Consider the following 21,392-nt stretch of genomic DNA (forward strand, 5'->3'; position numbering starts at 1 on the left):
ATCAAAACTAGGAGTTGATGGTCTATTTAGTGATCAAACTCATATAACCCTAGATTGATTAATGATAGCCATCATTTTTATATTTAGCCGCACCTTTTTTTTACAGAAAAAAGCCACACTAAGCGCAAACATGTTAACAAAATGTTAAATCAAAAAGTAAAAGGTTAAATTCTCCGTAAAATTAATAACAAATACCAATCAGAAAACACAAAGTTAACATGAAATTAACACTCTGATAACATTATCGTGTGCGTGTCACAGAATTACTGTTCGTTGTTATTTTATACTTGAAATACCCCCTAACATCTAGTTATCGATTCACCCCCTATATAATAAACAAAAGGATTGATAACTATGAAAAAGGGTTTTCTCAATACTGCTATAGCTGCCATTGCATTATGTACTATAAACGTTCAAGCAAAAGACTATGAAATAGTCAATGTCGTAAAAGTTTCTGGAATACCTTGGTTTAATCAAATGAACAAAGGTGTAGAAAAAGCGGCAAGTGACTTTAATGTCAATGCGAGACAATTAGGGCCATCAACACCCGATCCTGCTCAACAAGTCAAAATAATAGAAGATTTAATCGCCAAAGGTGTCGATGCAATTACCGTCGTGCCGAATGATGTCACCGTACTCGAACCCGTTTTTAAAAAAGCTCGAGAAAAAGGGATCATTGTTCTTACTCATGAATCTCCGGACAAACACGGTGCTGATTGGGATATAGAGACGATAGATAACAAAGCTTATGCTCACGCCACTATGGATGAATTGGCAAAGAATATGAATCAAGAAGGTGGCTATGCCATATACGTGGGTTCATTGACTGTTCCTTTACATAATAACTGGGCTAATCTAGCCATCGATTACCAAAAACAAACCTATCCAAAAATGTTTGAAGTGACATCTCGTATGCCTGTAGCTGAAAGTATTGAAAAATCTTATGCCGCAACAAACGACCTCATGAAAGCACATTCAGATATGAAAGGAATCATTTCTTATGGTTCTTTAGGTGGTATTGGAGCGGGACAAGCCATTAAGAAAAAACGCGCAAAAGATAAAGTGAGTGTTGTCGGGATCATGATGCCAAGCCAAGCAGCTCCTTATTTAGCGACTGGTGATATTGATAAAGGTTTCTTATGGAACCCGGCAGATGCTGGCTACGCTATGGTGGCTATTGCAAAAACAATGCTTGAGGGAAAAGAAGTCTCTCAAGGCATGACAGTAGAAGGCTTAGGCCAAGCAGATGTTGATACAGAAAATCGCGTGGTCAAATTTAACCGTATTTTAGAAGTAGATAAGACGAATGCGCGTACTTTAGGCTTTTAATTCTTTATCGCTGTTGGGCAGTGCATGTAATGGCTGCCCTTTCTTTTTTGGGAAATTTTCATGTCTAATATCCCCTTTATTACATTAAAACAAATTTCAAAACATTTTGGTTCCGTCAAAGCACTCTCAAATATAAATCTAACGTTTAACAAGGGTGAAGTTCATTGCTTAGCCGGAAAAAATGGGTGCGGAAAAAGCACATTATTTAAAGTGATTTCAGGTGTTCATGCTCCGGAAAAAGGGGCATCCATAGAATTAAATGGTCAAACCTATTCACGACTCACCCCACAGCAATCGATAGAGCATGGTATACAAGTCATTTATCAAGACTTATCACTGTTTCCAAACTTGACCGTTGCTGAAAACATCGCCATTCATGATCACATCCATTGGGCGAAAGGACTGGTCAATAAAAAGACAATGGAAAACATTGCTGTCACTGCCATGAATAAAGTCGGTGTGAGTTTACCCTTACATAAGAATGTTGAAGATTTATCTATTGCAGAATGTCAGCTTGTAGCCATTTGTCGAGCAATGGCATCTGACGCAAAACTTATGATCATGGATGAACCAACAGCTTCTTTGACTAGAACAGAAGTAAATCACCTCATCAAAGTCGTTGCCGATTTAAAATCTAAAGGTGTAACTATTGTATTTGTAAGTCATAAGTTAGATGAAGTTATGGAAATATCCGATAGGATCACCGTGATAAGAGATGGTGAAACTGTCGGTACTTATAATGTGGAAGATGTAGATAGTGACGAGCTGGCTTATTTGATGACAGGTCAACGCTTTACGTTTAATCCACTCCCAGCCAATACGGTGCATGGCGACATAAAATTAGAAGTAAAAAATCTCAATAAACATGCTCAATTTTATGATATTTCCTTCTCTGTACGTTCAGGCGAAATACTTTCTATTACTGGGCTTCTTGGATCAGGCAGAACCGAACTGTGCTTAGCTTTATTTGGAATGACTCAGCCTGACAGTGGTGAAATATACATTAACACTAAAAAAGTAACCTTTAATTCTAATCGCCAAGCAATTTCTCATGGGATTGGTTATGTATCAGAAGACCGAATGACAACCGGCCTCGTAATGGAACAACCTATTAATGACAATATTACTTCTGCGATATTAAAAAAACTAAAAAAAGCATCCGGGTTATTTAACCATGCTAAGGCGAAAGAATTAGTCAATAAACTTATCTCTTCCTTATCCATTAAAGTGTCCGATCCTAATTTACCCGTGACAAGTTTATCTGGTGGTAATGCACAACGCATCTCGATTGCAAAATGGATAGCGGTCAATCCAGATATATTGATCCTTGACTCTCCAACTGTTGGTGTAGACGTAGCCAACAAAGAAGCGATTTATAACATTGTGCAAGAATTAGCAAAACAAGGGATGGCTATTATTTTAATCAGCGATGAAATTCCAGAGGTTTACCATAATAGTCATCGTATTATTGTGATGAAAGAAGGTCGTTTTACACATGAATTTTTGCCTACTCATTCTTCTGAACAAGTAATAATGGAGGCAGTCAATGCTTAACTTATCTATTCGTTCACTCACAAAGCATCATGAATTTTATTTATTTTTCATCATTGCGATCATCGTCTTACTACTCGGTATTGTAACTGAAGACTTTTTAACTCTCGGTAATATTTTTGATATGACGACGAGTTCTGCACTACTCGGTATCATGGCATGTGGGTTGTTTGTCGTATTAATTTCAGGCGGTATTGATATTTCATTCCCAGCAACCGCTGCAATTGCACAATATGTGACAGCAACTTACCTATTGAATATAGGCGGTAACTTCATCATTGCATTCACCATCGCATCAGTTGTTGGTGCGCTACTTGGTTTAATCAACGCTCTACTCGTTTATCGCCTAAAAGTGCCCTCTATCATCATTACTATCTCAACATTAAATATATTCTTTGGTCTATTAATTTATGTCACAGATGGCAACTGGTTATACGGTTTTCCAGATTGGTTTATGAATGGCGTTGAATTACTCACTTTTACAGGCAGTGATGGTTATGATTATGGATTTTCACTCCCAATCTTAATGTTAATTGCAGTGATCACTATGACTTCATTTTTAATGAAAAAAACACGTCTAGGAAGACAAATTTATGCTGTCGGTGGTAACGCTGATGCTGCAAGTCGAATCGGGATTAGTTTATTAGGGATCAATTTATTTGCTTACGGCTATATGGGGGCATTAGCTGGTATTGCTTCCGTCGTTCAAACACAAATCACACAATCAGTTGCACCCAACGCTTTAATGGGGTTTGAACTGACAGTATTAGCAGCTGTTGTACTCGGTGGTGCCAGTATGACAGGAGGGAAAGGTACACTCCTTGGCGTTATTTTAGGGGTGATCCTTTTGGCGATTTTAAAAAATGGGTTAACCATCCTTGGCGTTCCTTCCTATTGGCATACTGTAGTGACTGGCTTAATTATTATTGTGAGTATCAGCATGACGGCAATCAATGAAAAGAAACAAGCCAATCAAGTAGGAGAATGCTAATGATTAATATCTTGAAGTCGCCTATCGATAAAAACATTCGTTATTTGTTGATCATTTTACTGGGCATAATTATTACCATGGGCAGTACCGTAGGTGCTTCTTTTTTCTCCATTGATAATTGGCAATCAATGGCTTCACAGATGCCTTTGCTTGGCTTGTTAGCGCTTGCTATGGCTGTTTGTATGCTCACTGGAGGAATTAACTTATCGATCATCGCTACGACGAATGCTTGTGGTTTGATCATGGCTAGCATTCTATCAACCCAGACAGATAGTGGAATGATACTTCTGCTCGCTTTACTGGTTGGCCTATTCGCTGCAGTTTTTATTGGGATAATCAATGGTGCTTTAATCGCGTATGTTGGGGTCTCCCCTATTTTAGCCACCTTAGGAACCATGACATTAATGAATGGTTTAAATGTATTAATCTCTGGCGGTAGTGTGATCTCAGGCTTCCCAGATTTTTTATTAATAATAGGTAATGGCACTATTTTCGGGATCCCAATTCCAATGGTTTTATTTATTACGCTTGCCATTGGTTTGTGGACCATACTCGAGCATACCAGTCTTGGTCGAATCATTTATTTGATGGGATCGAATGAAAAAGCCACTCGCTTTTCTGGTATAGATACACAAAAAGCTACAATTTATGTCTATATCCTTTCTTCCATACTTTGCTGGGTTGCTGCAATTTTGATGATGGCGAAATTCAATTCTGCCAAAGCAGGTTACGGAGAATCGTATCTTTTAATCGCTATTCTCGCTTCTGTATTAGGTGGAGTAAACCCGGATGGTGGTTTTGGCCGGATCATTGGTATTACTCTGGCACTCGTTGTTCTACAAACATTAGAAAGTGGTTTCAATCTACTCGGGATCAGCAGTTATCTCACTATGGCTCTATGGGGCGGTATTTTAATTTTATTTATTTTCTTACAAAAGAATAAAGCTTAAGGGAGAGTAATATGAGTATTTACTTTATCGGAGTGGATGTAGGCAGCGGTAGTGCAAGAGCTGGTATTTTCGATACCTTAGGCAGAAAAATCAGTGAAGCGAAACGTAATATTCTTATTTTTAAACCACAAGATAATTTTGTCGAGCAGTCATCAGATAATATATGGAACGCTGTTTGTATGTCAGTTAAGGATGCATTAGCGCAAACCAATATTGATCCGATCCAAATCAAAGGCATTGGTTTTGATGCGACCTGCTCATTAGTAGTACTAGATAAGGATGGCACGCCTATTACGGTCAGCCCGAAAGGTAGAAGCGAACAAAATGTGATCATGTGGATGGATCACAGAGCCATCAGACAAACTGAACGTATTAATGAGACTCAGCATCCTGTATTAGCCTACGTTGGAAACCGAATATCACCAGAAATGCAAATGCCTAAACTACTTTGGTTAAAACAAAACATGCCAAACACCTGGTCTAAAGCAGGTTACTTTTTTGATTTACCAGATTTTTTAACATGGAAAGCCACTCACACTGCAAGTCGTTCGTTATGTTCAACAGTATGTAAATGGACTTACGTAGGACATGAAAATAAATGGGATAAACACTTTTTAAAACAAATTGGCCTAAATGATTTATTAGAAAATAATGCACAAACCATAGGTAATACCATTCTTCCTATGGGTCATCCTGTTGGTGATGGCTTAACGCCTCATGCGGCTGATGATTTAGGGTTGATTGCTGGGACAGCAGTTGGTACCTCAATCATTGATGCACATGCCGGCGGGATTGGTGTATTAGGCGCCACCGGTATCACAGGAGAAAAAGCAGACTTCAATAAGCGTTTAGCTTTAATTGGTGGAACCTCATCATGTCATATGGCCGTCTCAAAAAGTGCTAAATTTATAGATGGCGTATGGGGTGCGTATTACAGTGCAATGATCCCTAATTATTGGCTGAATGAGGGGGGACAATCAGCAACAGGTGCTTTAATCGACCATATGATAAGCTCGCACCCTCTTTATTCAGAAGCGATAGAGTTAGCCAAAAGTCAAAATAAAACGATTTATCAATTACTCAATGAAAAGTTATTAAAGCTCGCAGGAACACATGAAAAGATTGCTTATCTCACGCAAGATATGCACATCCTTCCCTATTTTCATGGAAACCGTTCTCCAAGGGCGAATCCGCACTTAACTGGCACCATTACAGGTTTAACAATGTCACAAACATTCGATGACATGGCATTACAATATTTATCCACCATACAAGGCATCGCACTAGGCACGCGACATATCATTGATGCAATGAATCAAGCAGGTTATGCCATCGATACCATCATGGCTTGTGGAGGAGGAACCAAAAACCCAATATTCCTACAAGAACACGCAAACGCGACAGGTTGTACCATATTGTTACCAGAAGAAAGCGAAGCCGTATTATTAGGTTCAGCAATGTTAGGTTCAGTTGCTGCAGGCTTTCATAGCGATATTCCGGATGCAATGAGTGCGATGAGCCGCATTAGCAAAGTAGTTATGCCACAAACAGAAAAGATGAAACGTTTCTATAATAGAAAGTACAAAGTTTTTCATATGATGTATGAAGATGACATGAAATATAGATCTACCATGAAAGAATAAAGGTAAGGGATACCATTTATTGTCTTAATCGTCCTGATTCTTATATTTTAAAAATCAGGACTTTTTAGTACGAAACTGACAAAACCTTTCGCTATATAAGTTAACCAGCAGCGTTATCAGTAAGATAGAAATGGAATAAAATAAAAGAATTACCTTTGTGCATATTCCTTAGGTGTACAACCAAACAATTTTTTAAAAGAAGAGATAAAACTGCTCACGCTACTATAACCTAGGTCATGTGCAACCAAGGTCGTGTTATATCCCTGAGAAATCTTCTCCAATGAATTCATCAAACGAAAACGGCTACGCCATTGGCGGAATGTCAATCCCGTTTCAGCTTTAAACAACCTTTCAATAGTACGGACACTTGCCCCTACCTGACTTGCCAATTGTTCAAGCAATAGAGATTGCTCAGGTTGATTAACAATAATACGGATCAAACGTTGCAGACGAGGATCATGTCCTGATGGCATATAGAGTTCCAATGCTTCCAAAGATTCAAGTTCATCAAGAGCAACCAAACCTAAGTTATGCACCCTTTCTTTTGTCAAAGAACTTGAACTTTCTGTAAGCCTGAGTATGACCTCTCGCATTAATGAACTCATCTTCAACATGACGACTTTCTCAGAGTTCTGACGAACACAAAACGAGGGATCAACATATAGATTACGGGTTTGCGTAGCCGTTTCATTACTGACCTGATGAGCATGGCCTCCCGGGATCCATACAGCATGCGTAGATGGAACAACCCAAATAGCTTTTTCACTGGCTACGCGCAAAATGCCTTTACTGCCCCAAAGGAGTTGTCCTCTGGGATGGGTATGCGGCTCAATAGCAGACTCTGCAACCATACTACGACTGTGGGTTAGCACAGGTTGAGCTGGGTCTAAAATAAAAGCAACATCACTAGGCGATAACATTGTCGTGTTAGGAATATGTTTTGACATCCTGTCTCGTTAAAACGTATCAAAAAAAGGTATTTTAGAAACAACTCAACAATATATCTATACCCAGTTGATCTTTTAGATTAACAGAACCTAATTATTATCAAAGTTCAGGAGAAAAAATATATGGTCAGCCGACTAAATATAAAGTCAGTCGCTGTAATTATCACTTTGGTATTTGCACTTGTTATTAGTATTTATCCACTTTTAGGTCACTCCGAAATATTTTCTCGAAGTGCCGCTATTATCTTAGTGACCCTCGTTTTTTGGAGCTCAGGGTTCGTTCCGCCTTTTTTGGCTAGTTTGATTTTCTTTGCTTTAGTCACGATATTAGGTTTGATATCACCATCAATACTATTCGCAGGTTTTGGTTCTACCGCTGTATGGCTCATCATTTCGGGATTCATTATTGGCACAGCAATTTCCAAATCTGGGTTGGGTCAAAAGCTTGCAACACTGATTTCTCCCTACTTAACGGTCAGTTATCCGCGACTTATCACCGGTTTGGTCTTCAGTGCCATGATGCTAGGGTTTATCATGCCTTCTTCGGTAGGTAGAGCGGTGGTTTTAATTCCTATCGGCATGGCATTAGCGGACACCATTGGGCTTAAAAATGGCAGTAATGGTCGAATAGGCATTGCTACAGCCCTCACTATTTCGTGCAATATGCCTAGTTTTGCAATATTACCTGCCAATATTCCAAACATGATCTTAGCGGGTTCAAGTGAAAACCTTTTTAATATTACCTTTGGTTACACCGAATATTTGCTGCTTCACTTTCCCATATTAGGTATCGTTAAATCTTTGGTCGTTATTTGGTTGGTATTACGTATTTTCCCTGACGAAATTTCAGCTCCGTTAATGACTAAAGACACCAACAACGAAAGTGTCATTTCCGACCAAAAGATGCAGAAGAAAGTCGGTATTTTGCTTGCTATCACATTGTTATTCTGGATAACGGATAGCATTCACGGTATCAACCCCGCCTGGGTAGGTTTAGTAACCGCGATTATTCTCCTGTTACCTAAATGGGGGGTGGTAGAACCAAAAGCATTTAATAGCTCCGTTGATTTTGCCACAGTGATTTTCGTTGCAGGTGCCTTAGGGCTAGGAGCACTGGTTAATGAATCCGGCATTGGCTCAACATTAGGTCAGCTATTTGGGCACATGCTTCCAGCAGATCAAGACAACTCATTCCTAAGCTTCATGGCTCTGTCTATCATTTCAACGCTCACAGGATTAATCGCAACAATTCCAGGCGTGCCAACGGTATTAACACCTATGGCAGGAGATTTCGCTCAAATAACCGGGTTCTCTCTACCGGCCGTCATCATGACTCAAGTCATTGGCTTTTCGACCGTAATTTTCCCATATCAAGTGGGCCCACTAGTCGTCGCAATGCAATTATCAAACGAGCCTCTCTCTAAGCTATTAAAAGTTACCCTACCGTTGACGGCTATTACTGTTGTCGTGTTGATGCCTTTAGATTTTCTATGGTGGCAACTACTAGGTTGGATAAATTAATAACAAGCTCCCACTAATCACCACCTACCACTCATACCTTATAGGCTCTTCTCCGCTTTCATGAGTCTGTAAGTAAAGGCTAATTCATCATAATCACATGATTTATAATGCTTATTTTAAATATAAGTCAGTAGCCTATTTTGTCATCTTTATCTTCCTCGTTATTTAGCTTTAAAGGCCAATGTGTTGAATCTTGTTCAGTAGAAGACGTCTCCCAAGCAGTATTCGTTCGCTGTCGTCGAGACCGGAGGTATAAGGTCAAAGAGCCAATATCAGGTACTTCTTGCACCGTCGATCACTACGTTAAAAGACGTCTTCAAGATTTACCTGTGAGTGGACGGCCATGCACGATTGAAGTCGAACTGGCTAAAACACGAGACAAAGAAGGAAGACGGTTGATTGAAGAGACTGAATATGTGGCTAAAGGCGGTCGTTATACCGCTCGCTTTTGCAAGTTCATCAGTGGCTTATGCCGCCATATGAGCATACATGCCGTCTCTCAACATTTAGGAATTCGCTGGGAAACCGTAAAAAACATCGATAGAGAATACTTGCGTTCAAGCTTGCCAGCGTTAGACCCAGAGAAACTGAATAACCTCATTCATATTGGCGTCGATGAAGTTGCCAGAGCCAAGAGACATGATTATATGACGGTTGTTTATGACCTCGTCTCTGGGCATTTGATTTGGGTTGAACATGGCCGAAAAGCAGAAGTTTTGATTTCCTTCTTTGAGCAGTTATCAGAAGAGACCAAATCAGGAATCAAAGCAGTGTCAATGGATATGGGACAGTCTTACCAGTCGGCAGTTAGGAAAATGCTTCCACATGCAGATATTGTTTTTGACCGATTTCATGTCATGCAGAACTACTGCATCTTAATTAAAAAAGAGAGAGCAAAAGCGTTTAAAAATGGCTCTCACGAGGAGAAAAAATTGCTAAAAGGAACGCTTTTCCTCCTACTGAAAAACTCTCACAAATTGGATGATAGACAATCTGACAGACTCGATGACTTACTCGAGAGCAACAAGACTTTATGCATTGTTTACATGCTCAAAGAGCAGCTACAAGCGATATGGGATGAACCCGATTACGAGACAATGGTAGCAGCTCTTGAAGCTTGGTGTCGTCTTGCCAAATCGACCAGAGTACTTTCGTTAAGTAACTTTGCCGATGCTTTATTGGAACGAAAAGTGGGGATATGTAACTACGGGAAATACAAGCTGACTAATGCTCGGGTAGAAGCAGGTAATGTCTCAATTGGCTTACTTAGAAGAAGAGCAAGAGGTGTGAAAGATATAGATTACTTCAAATTGAAGATCAGACAAACATCAGTTCCAGATACTCACTCAACTTTTTACCCAAATATCAAGCTCACCTAAACGGAGAAGAGCCCCTTATAGAATCAAAAAATTATAAAAAAAGAGCCTGATCACATTGACATGGTCAGGCTCTAATTAGCGGCTTACTAACATCTCTAGTTCTTACACACTGCACGTGCACGCTTAGGATTTATCTGTGTTTTTATGCGACCAGCATAGCCCTTAACATCCATGCCGTTTTTTCATGCACGCGCATTCGGTCTGAAATCAGGGCCGCAGAAGATTCATCATCAGCATCCTGAGCCGTTTTTAATATCTCACGACAAGTTCTGATCACTTGTTCATGACTTTGCGTAAGGATTTTTACCATCTCCATTGCAGGTGGGATATCTTCCACTTCTTCAATAGAGCTTAATGCCGCTAACGATTTATATGTACCTGGAGCGACAATATTCAATGAACGAATACGTTCCGCGACATCATCGACAGCGGTTGCAAGCTCTGTGTAATGCTCTTCAAACATCAAATGAAGATCGCGAAACTGTCGCCCAGTCACGTTCCAGTGAAAATTGTGAGTTTGCAGATAAAGAGTATAAGAGTCTGCTAACAAACGCTTCAGGCCTTCAGCAACCGCAATACGGTCAGCTTCATTTATTCCTATATCGATAGTATCCATAGTGACTCCTTGATTGATTAAAATATCCAGCACATAAGTATAGAAAATTCTATAGAGGCTACAACAACCACTCTATAACAGTTCGTTTGGTTAAAACACCGCTTGTCGCATTAGGAATACATCTTGTCATATTTTTAACTAAAAACGTCAATTAGATAAGAGTATATTAGATTCAACTAATGGAAAAAGCGACTAACTGAAAAGGCTTGATATGAACAATTTATCCATAAATCACTCATCCTCTGCAAAAGTAGAAAGCCGATTAATACATTTCCCTATGTCAATGTTCTCTATTGTTATGGGTCTAAGTGGATTTGCAATCGCATGGCAAAAAGCTTTGGGGACCTCCTTTCCTGTGATAACAACATTCACCAGTGCTTTAGCAAGTATCGTTATGTTGTTGGTGAGTGGCCTTTATTTATTAAAACTCGTTCGCTACCCCAATGCAGTGATTGCAGAAACAAAACACCCAATTAAGATTAATTTCTTTGCAGCCTTCTCAATCAGCCTATTACTCCTTTCTGTCGTTTGGCATAGGTTTGAATCATATTCCTATTGCTTATGGGGTTTTGGCGCGATCGTTCAGCTATCGTTAACTTTACTGATCATGCATAGCTGGATACACCACGATCACTATCAACTTGAACACGCTAATCCGAGTTGGTTTATTCCGGTTGTTGGTAACATAATTGCTCCAATCACCGGTGCTCAATTAGGATATATCGAAGTAAGTTGGTTCTTTTTTGGCGTTGGTATTGTTTTTTGGATGGTGCTACTAACCATCATTACCAACCGTTTAATTTTTCATGCAGCTCTGCCAACACCTTTTAAACCTATGCTGTTTATCTTGTTAGCGCCACCATCTATTGGCTTTGTATCCTATAGCTCACTCGTGCCAGAACTGACTGACTTTTCCAGAATACTTGTCTCTGTTGCACTATTCACCGCTATTTTACTGCTGCTCAATATCAATCAATTTCGAAAAGTTGGGTTTTATCTTTCATCCTGGGCTTTTTCATTTCCGGTCGCAACTTTTAATGTCGCGCTCTTTAGATATGCTGAGCTCGCTCATTCCCCTGCATACTTTTACATGGGTATAGCAGTATTAGGATGCTTGACCCTTCTCATTCTGTGGCTTTCACTTAATACATTCAAAGCCATAAAAACCGGTGCAATCTGCAAGCCAGAGTAAGTCAATTCAAATATACAAGTGAGGTAAAGTTATGAATAAAAGTTATACAGATATTAATCAACAACAACGCAAGTTAGGTTCCGCTTTTCGAAAAGAGAGCCCGGATACACTTAACGCTTTTTTAAGTCTTCACAAAGCGGCTTTTGCTTCTGGTGCTATGGAGACCAAGTATAAAGAGCTTATTGCCGTTGCGATTGCCATCAGTGTTCGTTGTGATGGCTGTATCGGTTCCCACGTTGAAGCAGCCGTTAAAGCTGGAGCTTCCAGAGAAGAACTGATTGAGACCATCAATGTAGCGATTTTGATGGGAGGTGGCCCTGCTGTAATTTATGGAACACAAGCGTTAGCTGCTGTGGACGAGTTTAGCCGCTAATCAATTGTATCCGCTCTACTCAAATATAAGTAGGACGGATACATTTTGTTAACCATCATTGGAAGTAGACTCGACACATTGCTGAGGAGGGACACCAAAAAATTTGCTAAATTCTCTAATGAAGCTCGGAATACTCTTGTAGCCGACTTCATGTGCGGCGGCTTTGCTTGTCATTCCTTGTTCTATAAGATCCCGCGCCAGAATCAACTTATACCGACTTTTCCATGCTCTAAACGTCAGTCCTGTCTCTTTGACAAAGAGTCTTTCTATCGTACGCGGACTTGCTCCAACCTTAAAAGCAAGGGAGCACAGTTGATGATTAAAAGAAAACTCGTTAATCAGTAAACTTAGTAATTTTTTTAGACGAGGGTCTGTCCCAGATGGCATCCAATAAGTCGTTTGCTCTAAAGAAGATAACTCTTCTAACACCACAAGCCCCAATAACCGACTGTAGTTTTGATTGGTAGTCTCACTCACAAGCCTTTCCATAACATCTTTCAATAAACTACTAAGTTTCATTACAACGGCTTGCTCATTTCCCGAAAGAACTTCATAAAAAGGATCGACATATAAACTCAACAACACTGTGTTTGTGTCACTGGATAGCTCATGAAAGACATTACTCGGAATCCATATCCCGCATGATGTAGGTACTATCCATACTTTGTTACTACTAAGGATGCTGAAAGTACCAGACTTAGCCCATATAAACTGTCCTCTAGGATGTTGGTGTTCAGGAACACCAGTACCTGCTTCTAGTTGTCTTTTTTCCATAAGCACGGGCTTTGTACTATCAAGGATATATGCCTTAGTGCTTGGCTGAATGTTTGTCGTGTTGGGATAGTTTCTTGTCATTTATTAGTGAGTTTTATGTCAATGTGAATTGTATACTCTAAGTATGGTAGGTCGATTATTCAACAATATACAGTGAGTCAAATAAGTCCGCTTTGTTCCTAAAGCAAATATTAGATCAGACTAGACCGTAACTTTTTCAGTAGCCAGTGATAACTGAACTGATGATAACTAATTGATTGGAAAATGATAGAAGGGTGACCTATGTACGAACATGAAAACCAACTTGTAACAATGCCACAGTTAAACAAACCAGCACCAACATTCAACGCGAAAACAACACACGGAACATTAAAGCTAGAAGATTATAAAGGAAAATGGCTTGTACTATTTTCTCATCCAGCCGATTTTACACCAGTATGTACAACGGAATTTATGGCTTTTGCGAAGGCTAATGATAACTTTAAAGCACTCAATTGCGAATTGATGGGTCTATCTATTGATGGTGTTCATGCACACATCGCATGGGCTCGTAGCATTAAAGATAACTTTGGTGTTGAAATTAACTTCCCGATTATCGCTGACCTGAATATGAAAGTCGCAGGCGCTTACGGCATGGTTCAGCCAGGAGCAAGTGATACCTCTGCAGTTCGTGCCACTTTCGTTATCGATCCTGAAGGTGTACTACGTGCGATGTTGTATTACCCAATGAGCAACGGCCGTTCAGTTGCAGAAATTCTGCGCCTGGTTAAAGCACTACAAACGACTGATGCAAACGTGTGTGCAACTCCGGAGAGTTGGACGCCAGGTGATGAAGTGATTGTTCCACCACCTGCAACCGCTCAAGAAGCCGACATACGTAAAGATCAAGGTTACAATTACGTTGATTGGTACTTCAGTAAAAAAACGCTGTAATCCGCATACCTTAATAACGTTCAACTGAGTTTGTTGTGAACGGGTGCCTCTCGGTTCCCGTTATTTTAACCTTGAGAAACTCACTATTTTATAAAAAAGGAGGGAATATGACTCCCAACGTTTACGAGTTTTTCGATCCAAAAACCTTCACCTACAGCTATGTTGTCGTTGACTCTACTAGCCAACAATGTGCTGTGATTGATTCAGTGCTCGACTATGATCCGGCATCAGGCAGAATTTCATACGAAACGGCCGATAAACTCATTGAGTTTGTTGTGGACAGCGGATTACAAGTAGAGTGGATTCTTGAAACCCATGTCCATGCGGATCATCTAAGCGCAGCCCCCTATATCAAACAGAAACTTGGTGGAAAATTGGGTATTGGTAGCAAAATTACAGTGGTACAGAATACATTTGGCAAACTGTTTAATGCTGGAAGTGATTTTTCAATGGACGGAAGCCAGTTTGATCATCTGTTTTCCGATCAGGAAAGCTTTACTCTTGGTAATATTGAAGGATACGCAATCCATACTCCAGGCCATACTCCTGCCTGTATGGCTTACGTTATTGGTAACAGCGTATTTGTCGGCGACACCTTATTCATGCCCGATTACGGCACCGCACGTTGCGATTTTCCTGGAGGAGATGCAGCGACCCTCTATAACTCAATTCACAAATTGTTCGCTCTACCTGATGAAACACGCGTCTTTCTGTGTCATGACTACAAAGCACCAAACCGCAAAGAGTATATGTTTGAAACTACAATTGGTGATGAGCGCCTACACAATATTCATATTAAACAAGATATTTCCGAGCAACAATTTGTTGAAATGCGTGAAGGGCGTGATGCCACACTAAATATGCCGACTCTGATTTTTCCTTCGGTTCAGGTCAATATGCGAGCCGGAGAATTACCACCAGAAGAAGATAATGGTGTACGCTATTTCAAAATACCATTGAATAAAGTCTAAAACGGAGTTGCTGTTATGCTGAAGCCAATTTATTTAACGGATTCAATGACCGTTTCTTCACAAATTCTTCCCAACGACGTAGCACCTCTAGCGGAGATGGGGTTTAAGTCGATCATCAACAACCGTCCGGACGGGGAGGATAATGGTCAGCCTTTGAATCGCGAAATTGAACGGCTAGCTGAAGAACAGGGCTTAACTTATTTTCACCTGCCAGTGACCTCTGGAAATATTACTCAAGAACAGAGGAAACAGTTTGCTCAATTCTTTGCACAGGCTCCTAAGCCTATTTTTGCTTTTTGCCGTACGGGAACACGTTGCAGTGCACTCTGGTCGATGGGTAGCGACGAATTGGGTTCATTTGATCAACGTATTGCCCAAGCCGCCAAAATGGGTTTTGACCTGAGTTGGGTTAAGCAACCCGATTAATCCAATCTCATTCATTCGATTGGTATAACTAAATTTACTTGCTTAGGATAACCAAGGCATGAAAAATTCCTGGTTGAAATAGCTGCCGATATCATCTTGGTTGCCTAATTATTCGCGTCATGATGCTACGAAAGATGGCTTAGCTACTATTATCGTCACTTTGATGCTAATTCCACAAAGCCTTGCATACGCGATGGTCGCAGGACTACCACCTGTTGTTGGTCTGTACGCCAGCATCCTCCCTCTTATCGCTTATACACTGCTTGGTACCAGTAAAACACTGGCCGTTGGTCCAGTCGCAGTTATCTCGCTAATGACCGCAGAAGCCGTTGCTCCGCTGTTTGAAATGGGGAACCAAGGCTATATCACGGCAGCAGCAACCTTAGCATTTCTTTCCGGTATCGTGCTATTTCTGATGTCGGTACTAAGACTAGGGTTTCTGACCACTTTTTTAAGCCATCCGGTGCTTTCTGGCTTTATGACGGCCTCGGGTATTCCTATCTCTATCGGACAATTTAAACATATTCTTGGCGTACCACTACACGGGGAAAATGTAATTCAACGTCTGACCAATTTGATCCTTGCGTTGCCCCAAACTAATTTCTATACCTTGTTGATTGGCGTATCCTGCTTGATTGCCCTGATTTACGCACGCAAAAGCCTCCGACCCCATTTAATCAAACTAGGACTTTCTTCAGAACTGGCGGGGCTAACTACCTCTCTGGCGCTATTTCTCTGGCGAACCAGTCGCCCACATATTGCAGTGGTTGGTTTAATTGAGGGAACCCAACATTTTCGCAATATCCTACGCTTTAATGTCATCCAAAGTAAAACAGTCCTCAGCCTACGAATTGACGAAAGCTTATATTTTGCCAATGCTCGCTATCTGGAAGATCAGATACCGGAATATCTGGAACAATACCCACAAACCCAAGATTTGGTATTAATGTTATCTGGAGTAAACATGGTCGATGCCAGTGCACTGGAAAGCTTGATGTTAATTCACGACCGTCTGAACGAATCTAATATTCAACTGCATTTATCAGAAGTTAAAGGCCCGGTCATGGATAACATTCATAAGTCAAACTTCTTTGAACGCTTTAAAGGTAAGGTATATGTGAGTCAGTATGAAGCTATGGCTGATTTAGACCATTCAATTTTTAATCACTAATTTATTGCGACTCTATAAAGGTGTGATGGACGAATTTTGCGAATAAATAGATTCCCCTTCCCTAATGAAAACTAGAGGAAGGGGAAATTCTAATGAGCCTTTTTCTCTCAGGTTATTTTTTAGAAAACGACTCTGCATTAGGTGGCAGTAAAAACAAACCTACAGGATTAATACTTAAATACAAATGATCCACACTCTCAGGATCAAAATGAGATGAATTGAGCTGCAATAACAACTCTTTATCGTGCCATTTCACAACCACTTCATACATTGAGCCCATATAAGTAATGTTATCAATTTTACATTGTTGACACTCTTCACCATTAGAACTTAATAAAATGGCTTCAGGCCGAACACCAATTTGATACTGGCCTGCAGGGAAGTTTAACGTTGTTTCATCATCTGCAGGAATTTTATACCCATTAATAATGAGGTTTTGACCGTCATACTCACCATCAAAGATATTCGCTTCCCCCATAAAGTTTGCCATAAACATAGATGCAGGATGTTTATAGAGCTCTGTTGGTGAGCCCGCTTGCATAATTTCACCATCTTTCATCACAATCACAGTATCGGAAACAGCAAATGCCTCAGATTGATCGTGAGTCACATATAACGAAGTAATATTAAATCGTTGCTGTAATTCCCTAATAGTTTCTCTCATGCTTCGACGTAAATTTGCATCTAGATTGCTTAAAGGCTCATCAAATAGCAGCACTTTTGGTTTTAATACTAACGCCCTAGCTAATGCGACACGTTGTTGTTGACCGCCTGATATCTGATCAACATATCGCTCACCAAATCCTTCCAGATCAACTAACTTTAATGCTTCATCAACACGCTGTTTAATTTCATCTTTTCCTAATCCTATCATTTTTAGGCCATATCCCACATTGTCATGTAAAGATAAGTGAGGAAATAAAGCGTAAGATTGAAACACCATACAAATATCACGTTGTTGTATTGAGGTACTGGTAACATCTTCGCCATCAATATAAATCTGGCCACTAGTAGGTTTTTCTAATCCTGCGACTAAACGAAGTACCGTGGTTTTACCGCATCCAGAAGGCCCAAGTAGAGTCACTAAACTTCCTTTTTTAATTTCCAGATCCAAATTGCCAATGACCGTTTTATCTCCAAAGCGCTTGCAGATATTCTTCAGAACGACAAAGTTTTCATTTTTCATGTTTATATCTCCAATCTCTTATTCTTGGTTCTTAGCTTTTGAACGGGAAATTCGAGCTTCCCCTACCATATAATCAAATATCAAAATAATAGACAGCATGACCACAATCAAAATTGTCCCGTAAGCAATAGCTATCCCATATTCCCCATCTTCCACTCGGTTTAAGATATATGAGGTAGCAACTCGAGTTTCTGGGGTCACTAAGAAAATAATGGCACTTACCGTTGTCATCGCCCTTACGAAGCTATAAATCAGCGTAGAAAGAATGGCGGGTCTCAATAGCGGTAGAAGAATATTTTTAATCGTTTTAAATGAGTTTGCCCTTAAGCTTAATGAAGCCTCATCTAATGATTTATCTAATTGTCCAAGACCTGCAATTCCAGCGCGGATCCCGACTGGTACATTACGCATGACCATTGAAATCACAACAATAGCTGCCGTCCCTGTTAAATAAATAGGAGCATCATTAAAAGCAAGTATGTAGGAAACCCCCGCCACCGTTCCTGGTACGGCAAAACAAAGCATGGTAGAAAACTCAATCACCTTCTTCCCATAAAACTGCTGGCGTACCACAATATAAGCGATAAGTAGGCCAAAAAAGGCCGTGAGTGGCGCGGCAACACCAGCATAAATCATTGTTGTGATCAAAGATGGCCATGCCCCTTCACTCATACCCATACCAAAGAGATGGATATAGTTTTTCAATGTTAGGCTGTAATCAACCCCCCAATTAACCGTAAAGCTACCAAAGATAATGCTGCCATAAAGCAAGATATTAAATGCCATCCAAAAATACAGTAAACCCGATACCGTATGTTTTAATAAAGTTGGTAATGCTTGGACATCTCCACGATACGATTTACCTGAAATCGTCACGTAAGAACGCTTGCCTATCCATAAGTATTGAATAACAAAAATCGCTAATGAAAAGAGGAGCAAAACACCACCAAGAGTACTGGCAGAGGCGTAATCTAACTGAGCTCCCGCAATGTAGAAATAGATCTGAGTCGCCAACACATCGAAACTACCACCAAGAACTAATGGATTACTAAAGTCAGCCAAAGATTGAACAAAAATAATCAAGAAACTATTTGCTAAAGCAGGCTTTAATAACGGCATGACGATCTTAAAAAATGTTTGATATCGATTAGCACGTAATGTGTAAGAAGCTTCTTCTAAAGAAGGATGAAGAGATTTCATTGCACCATCCAAAATCATAAATGACATAGGTGCAAAAGCGAGCACTTGGGCTAACCAAATCCCTGTAAACCCATATAACCAATTGGTTTGCTCCAAGCCAAACCAATCCGCCATGATTTCAGTAATATAACCAGAACGACCTAACATTAAGGTCACTCCCAACCCGACAACAAATGGAGGCGTGACGATAGGTAATATTGAAAAAATACGGGCAATAAAAGCGGAACGAATGGCAATACGAGTCGTATAAATTGCAAAAATTAAACCAAAGAAAGTGGCCCCGATCCCAACCGAGACGCCAAGAAAAACAGAGTTCCAGATAATCTGAATGATTTGAGAACGACCCAGAATTTCAAGAAATTGCCAAGCAACAAAATTGCCCATGTCATCTTTAAACATCGGAACAAAAATAGCGATACTTGGAAAAATAATAAAAACAGAAATTAATAAAATTATCGTGATCAAAGCACCAATAACAAAACTATCTCCACCTAGAAACTCTAAGCGAGAAAAGGCGAATGTCATGACGACACTCAGTGTAATGAAAAGTGCAATGGTCGAATAGCCTAAACCTTGATGAGTATAAAAAGAACTCACCACGACAAATAACATGCATAAAGCTGAATAGCTAATATCAAAATAATGTCGAAATTTAGCATGTTTATTTTTCGGTGCAATTGGCCTTATCAGTAACACCGCAGGCAGTAAAAACCACCACCATGAAATATTGTACCCACTCCATCCCATCGCTTCATAGAACTCGTCGGATGTTGATTCAAATAGACCGTAATCTAAAGAGAAAGAAGGTAATAATACAAATGCGCATAATAATGTGAAGATCCAATAAAAAATAGGATCGACTTTTTTTATGCCATCATTTTCCCTTCGTTGTTTATCTGCTATTAATTCATTCATCTTTTGCACCAAAACAATAAGTAAACCATTTAAATCGTTATCACATACCTAAATTTGGGGTGTGTGAATTCACTCTTAAGCTTTAACTTAAAAGTCATCATTTAAATTTAATTAGGAAGTTAGGGTATGAACCTCATAAGAATGATTCATACCCTAAAAAGCAATCAGACGTTTATTCTCCCATTTTTACCACTTCGACCCACTTATTAATTAATCGCTTACGTTCATCAGATGAACCATAAGTATCCATATCGTAATTAATTAATTTTAATTTTGTAGGATCTAATGCATTAGGAGATTGTTCAGCGTGCGTATTGGTCAAAATTTGGAATGATTTCCCTTTCTTCCAAGCCAGTTCCTGTCCTTCTTTCGACATAACCCAATCAACAAATAATTTTGCATTATCGATATTTCGAGCACCTTTAATAATACTCACACCACCAATTTCATAACCGGTCCCTTCACAAGGCGATATTAACTCTAATGGTGCACCTTTTGATTGCTCCAATGAGTAATCATGTAAAAAGCCAACCCCAATAGCAATTTCACCTCTAGCCGCATTACGTGATGGGGTGACTCCTGATTTGGTGTATTGTGAGATATTTGTATCTAAAGATTTAAAGAACTCAAAAGCTTTGTCTTCGCCCCACAATTGAATAAACGTTGCTAGTGCAGTATATGCAGTACCAGAACTTTGTGGATCAGCAATTTGAATCTCACCTTTATATTCAGGCTTAACCAAATCACTCCAACAACGAGGAATTGGAACCCCTTTTTCTTCAAGGCGTTTAGTATTCACACCAAATCCAAGGATCCCCATATAAACAGCCGAAGAATAATTACCTTTACGCTTTGCTGGGTCCTTAAAATTATCCATTACAAACTCAAGCTGAGGCGACTTATAAGGCTGCAATAAATCCATTTCCCCTGCTTGAGATTGTGGATCGAGTGTTCCTCCATACCATACGTCAGCACGAGGGTTATTTTTCTCAGCTTCAATTTTAGCTAAGGTGCTTCCTGAGCCATTTCGAACAAACGATGTTTTTACATCATATTTATCCGAAAACGCTTTGGTTTCCGCTTCACACATAGCATTAGTCGCACTACAATAAACAACCAATCTTCCTTCAGCCAAAGCTTGAGGAGCCGCAAATGTCGTACTTAAAATACAGCTAGCGAGTAATTTTAGACGTAGTCCTTTTTTCATCTTATTTCCTCTTTTTATATTTATTACACAACGTCTTTGTAGGGTACGTTGCACTTTTTCACATCACTGCGAAATTTATTACTAATATAGAAATAAATAAAACAACGAAAAAATAAA

The 21,392-nt window shown here is 39.7% G+C and carries 19 protein-coding genes; 13 read left to right on the forward strand and 6 right to left on the reverse strand.

What is annotated here, in order from left to right:
• Positions 1–354 precede the first annotated feature (354 nt).
• From ACN0T8_RS10030 to ACN0T8_RS10050, 5 genes are read left to right on the forward strand one after another with little or no spacing between them, the layout of a single operon-like run.
• Positions 355–1,329, forward strand: a complete 975-nt coding sequence (locus tag ACN0T8_RS10030; RefSeq protein ID WP_417880485.1) for an autoinducer 2 ABC transporter substrate-binding protein — start codon at positions 355–357, stop codon at positions 1,327–1,329.
• A gap of 60 nt (positions 1,330–1,389) precedes the next feature.
• A complete protein-coding gene (locus ACN0T8_RS10035) occupies positions 1,390–2,883 on the forward strand; it encodes a sugar ABC transporter ATP-binding protein (protein WP_417880486.1) in 1,494 nt (497 codons plus the stop codon).
• A complete protein-coding gene (locus tag ACN0T8_RS10040; RefSeq protein WP_417880487.1) occupies positions 2,876–3,871 on the forward strand; it encodes an ABC transporter permease in 996 nt (331 codons plus the stop codon). Before ACN0T8_RS10035 ends, ACN0T8_RS10040 begins: the two co-directional genes overlap by 8 nt.
• Positions 3,871–4,821 (forward strand): ABC transporter permease, encoded by a 951-nt coding sequence (locus ACN0T8_RS10045; protein WP_417880488.1) that lies wholly within the window; start codon positions 3,871–3,873, stop codon positions 4,819–4,821. The genes ACN0T8_RS10040 and ACN0T8_RS10045 overlap by 1 nt, the downstream gene beginning before the upstream one ends.
• Before the next feature lie 11 nt (positions 4,822–4,832).
• Positions 4,833–6,464: an FGGY-family carbohydrate kinase gene (locus ACN0T8_RS10050; protein ID WP_417880489.1), complete on the forward strand. Its 1,632-nt coding sequence runs from the start codon at positions 4,833–4,835 to the stop codon at positions 6,462–6,464.
• Positions 6,465–6,613: 149 nt separating this feature from the next.
• Here ACN0T8_RS10050 and ACN0T8_RS10055 read toward each other — a convergent pair whose 3' ends face one another.
• Positions 6,614–7,411: a helix-turn-helix domain-containing protein gene (locus ACN0T8_RS10055; RefSeq protein WP_417880490.1), complete on the reverse strand. Its 798-nt coding sequence runs from the start codon at positions 7,409–7,411 to the stop codon at positions 6,614–6,616.
• 123 nt (positions 7,412–7,534) lie between these two features.
• Here ACN0T8_RS10055 and ACN0T8_RS10060 point away from each other — a divergent pair, with 123 nt between their 5' ends.
• The gene (locus ACN0T8_RS10060; RefSeq protein WP_417880491.1) at positions 7,535–8,932 is read left to right on the forward strand and encodes an SLC13 family permease; all 1,398 of its coding nucleotides are present in this window, start codon (positions 7,535–7,537) and stop codon (positions 8,930–8,932) included.
• Between the two features lie 140 nt (positions 8,933–9,072).
• Positions 9,073–10,311, forward strand: coding sequence for an ISL3 family transposase (locus tag ACN0T8_RS10065; protein ID WP_417880492.1), 1,239 nt, complete (start codon positions 9,073–9,075; stop codon positions 10,309–10,311).
• A gap of 142 nt (positions 10,312–10,453) precedes the next feature.
• Here the strand turns inward: ACN0T8_RS10065 and ACN0T8_RS10070 are convergent, their stop codons facing one another.
• Positions 10,454–10,927, reverse strand: a complete 474-nt coding sequence (locus ACN0T8_RS10070) for a Dps family protein (protein ID WP_417880493.1) — start codon at positions 10,925–10,927, stop codon at positions 10,454–10,456.
• Between the two features lie 211 nt (positions 10,928–11,138).
• Here ACN0T8_RS10070 and ACN0T8_RS10075 point away from each other — a divergent pair, with 211 nt between their 5' ends.
• The gene (locus tag ACN0T8_RS10075) at positions 11,139–12,119 is read left to right on the forward strand and encodes an SLAC1 anion channel family protein (protein ID WP_417880494.1); all 981 of its coding nucleotides are present in this window, start codon (positions 11,139–11,141) and stop codon (positions 12,117–12,119) included.
• 31 nt (positions 12,120–12,150) lie between these two features.
• Positions 12,151–12,492, forward strand: coding sequence for a carboxymuconolactone decarboxylase family protein (locus tag ACN0T8_RS10080; protein WP_417880495.1), 342 nt, complete (start codon positions 12,151–12,153; stop codon positions 12,490–12,492).
• A gap of 48 nt (positions 12,493–12,540) precedes the next feature.
• On the opposite strand, the gene ACN0T8_RS10085 is transcribed toward ACN0T8_RS10080, so the two are convergent.
• Positions 12,541–13,266: an AraC family transcriptional regulator gene (locus tag ACN0T8_RS10085; RefSeq protein WP_417880496.1), complete on the reverse strand. Its 726-nt coding sequence runs from the start codon at positions 13,264–13,266 to the stop codon at positions 12,541–12,543.
• Positions 13,267–13,548: 282 nt separating this feature from the next.
• Between ACN0T8_RS10085 and ACN0T8_RS10090 the strand changes: the two genes are divergently transcribed.
• The 4 genes from ACN0T8_RS10090 (at position 13,549) to ACN0T8_RS10105 (ending at position 16,767) form a co-directional block, all read left to right on the forward strand.
• On the forward strand, positions 13,549–14,199 hold the full coding sequence (locus ACN0T8_RS10090) for a peroxiredoxin (RefSeq protein ID WP_417880497.1): 651 nt from the start codon (positions 13,549–13,551) through the stop codon (positions 14,197–14,199).
• A gap of 107 nt (positions 14,200–14,306) precedes the next feature.
• Positions 14,307–15,170 (forward strand): MBL fold metallo-hydrolase, encoded by an 864-nt coding sequence (locus ACN0T8_RS10095; RefSeq protein ID WP_417880498.1) that lies wholly within the window; start codon positions 14,307–14,309, stop codon positions 15,168–15,170.
• Positions 15,171–15,185: 15 nt separating this feature from the next.
• On the forward strand, positions 15,186–15,596 hold the full coding sequence (locus tag ACN0T8_RS10100) for a TIGR01244 family sulfur transferase (protein ID WP_417880499.1): 411 nt from the start codon (positions 15,186–15,188) through the stop codon (positions 15,594–15,596).
• 100 nt (positions 15,597–15,696) lie between these two features.
• On the forward strand, positions 15,697–16,767 hold the full coding sequence (locus tag ACN0T8_RS10105; RefSeq protein WP_417880500.1) for a SulP family inorganic anion transporter: 1,071 nt from the start codon (positions 15,697–15,699) through the stop codon (positions 16,765–16,767).
• Between the two features lie 112 nt (positions 16,768–16,879).
• Here the strand turns inward: ACN0T8_RS10105 and fbpC are convergent, their stop codons facing one another.
• The 3 genes from fbpC to ACN0T8_RS10120 all read right to left on the reverse strand — a co-directional run bounded on the left by fbpC (position 16,880) and on the right by ACN0T8_RS10120 (position 21,275).
• Complete coding sequence (fbpC, locus tag ACN0T8_RS10110; RefSeq protein WP_417880501.1) at positions 16,880–17,953, reverse strand: ferric ABC transporter ATP-binding protein; 1,074 nt, start codon at positions 17,951–17,953, stop codon at positions 16,880–16,882.
• Between the two features lie 18 nt (positions 17,954–17,971).
• Entirely contained in the window at positions 17,972–20,068 is a 2,097-nt protein-coding gene (locus ACN0T8_RS10115; protein WP_417880502.1) for an ABC transporter permease, read from the reverse strand.
• Positions 20,069–20,240: 172 nt separating this feature from the next.
• Complete coding sequence (locus tag ACN0T8_RS10120; RefSeq protein WP_417880503.1) at positions 20,241–21,275, reverse strand: ABC transporter substrate-binding protein; 1,035 nt, start codon at positions 21,273–21,275, stop codon at positions 20,241–20,243.
• Positions 21,276–21,392 lie beyond the last annotated feature (117 nt).

Origin of the sequence: Vibrio sp., assembly GCF_048266485.1 — a bacterium.
Lineage (GTDB): Bacteria > Pseudomonadota > Gammaproteobacteria > Enterobacterales > Vibrionaceae > Vibrio.

Bases quoted from the DNA above. Each gene is read 5' to 3' on its own strand.
- ACN0T8_RS10055 (WP_417880490.1), bottom strand. From the start codon at position 7,411: ATGTCAAAACATATTCCTAACACGACAATGTTATCGCCTAGTGATGTT.
- ACN0T8_RS10075 (WP_417880494.1), top strand. From the start codon at position 11,139: ATGAACAATTTATCCATAAATCACTCATCCTCTGCAAAAGTAGAAAGC.
- ACN0T8_RS10090 (WP_417880497.1), top strand. From the start codon at position 13,549: ATGTACGAACATGAAAACCAACTTGTAACAATGCCACAGTTAAACAAA.
- ACN0T8_RS10095 (WP_417880498.1), top strand. From the start codon at position 14,307: ATGACTCCCAACGTTTACGAGTTTTTCGATCCAAAAACCTTCACCTAC.
- fbpC (WP_417880501.1), bottom strand. From the start codon at position 17,953: ATGAAAAATGAAAACTTTGTCGTTCTGAAGAATATCTGCAAGCGCTTT.
- ACN0T8_RS10100 (WP_417880499.1), top strand. From the start codon at position 15,186: ATGCTGAAGCCAATTTATTTAACGGATTCAATGACCGTTTCTTCACAA.
- ACN0T8_RS10040 (WP_417880487.1), top strand. From the start codon at position 2,876: ATGCTTAACTTATCTATTCGTTCACTCACAAAGCATCATGAATTTTAT.
- ACN0T8_RS10080 (WP_417880495.1), top strand. From the start codon at position 12,151: ATGAATAAAAGTTATACAGATATTAATCAACAACAACGCAAGTTAGGT.
- ACN0T8_RS10060 (WP_417880491.1), top strand. From the start codon at position 7,535: ATGGTCAGCCGACTAAATATAAAGTCAGTCGCTGTAATTATCACTTTG.
- ACN0T8_RS10120 (WP_417880503.1), bottom strand. From the start codon at position 21,275: ATGAAAAAAGGACTACGTCTAAAATTACTCGCTAGCTGTATTTTAAGT.
- ACN0T8_RS10085 (WP_417880496.1), bottom strand. From the start codon at position 13,266: ATGGAAAAAAGACAACTAGAAGCAGGTACTGGTGTTCCTGAACACCAA.
- ACN0T8_RS10070 (WP_417880493.1), bottom strand. From the start codon at position 10,927: ATGGATACTATCGATATAGGAATAAATGAAGCTGACCGTATTGCGGTT.
- ACN0T8_RS10030 (WP_417880485.1), top strand. From the start codon at position 355: ATGAAAAAGGGTTTTCTCAATACTGCTATAGCTGCCATTGCATTATGT.
- ACN0T8_RS10050 (WP_417880489.1), top strand. From the start codon at position 4,833: ATGAGTATTTACTTTATCGGAGTGGATGTAGGCAGCGGTAGTGCAAGA.
- ACN0T8_RS10045 (WP_417880488.1), top strand. From the start codon at position 3,871: ATGATTAATATCTTGAAGTCGCCTATCGATAAAAACATTCGTTATTTG.
- ACN0T8_RS10035 (WP_417880486.1), top strand. From the start codon at position 1,390: ATGTCTAATATCCCCTTTATTACATTAAAACAAATTTCAAAACATTTT.
- ACN0T8_RS10115 (WP_417880502.1), bottom strand. From the start codon at position 20,068: ATGAATGAATTAATAGCAGATAAACAACGAAGGGAAAATGATGGCATA.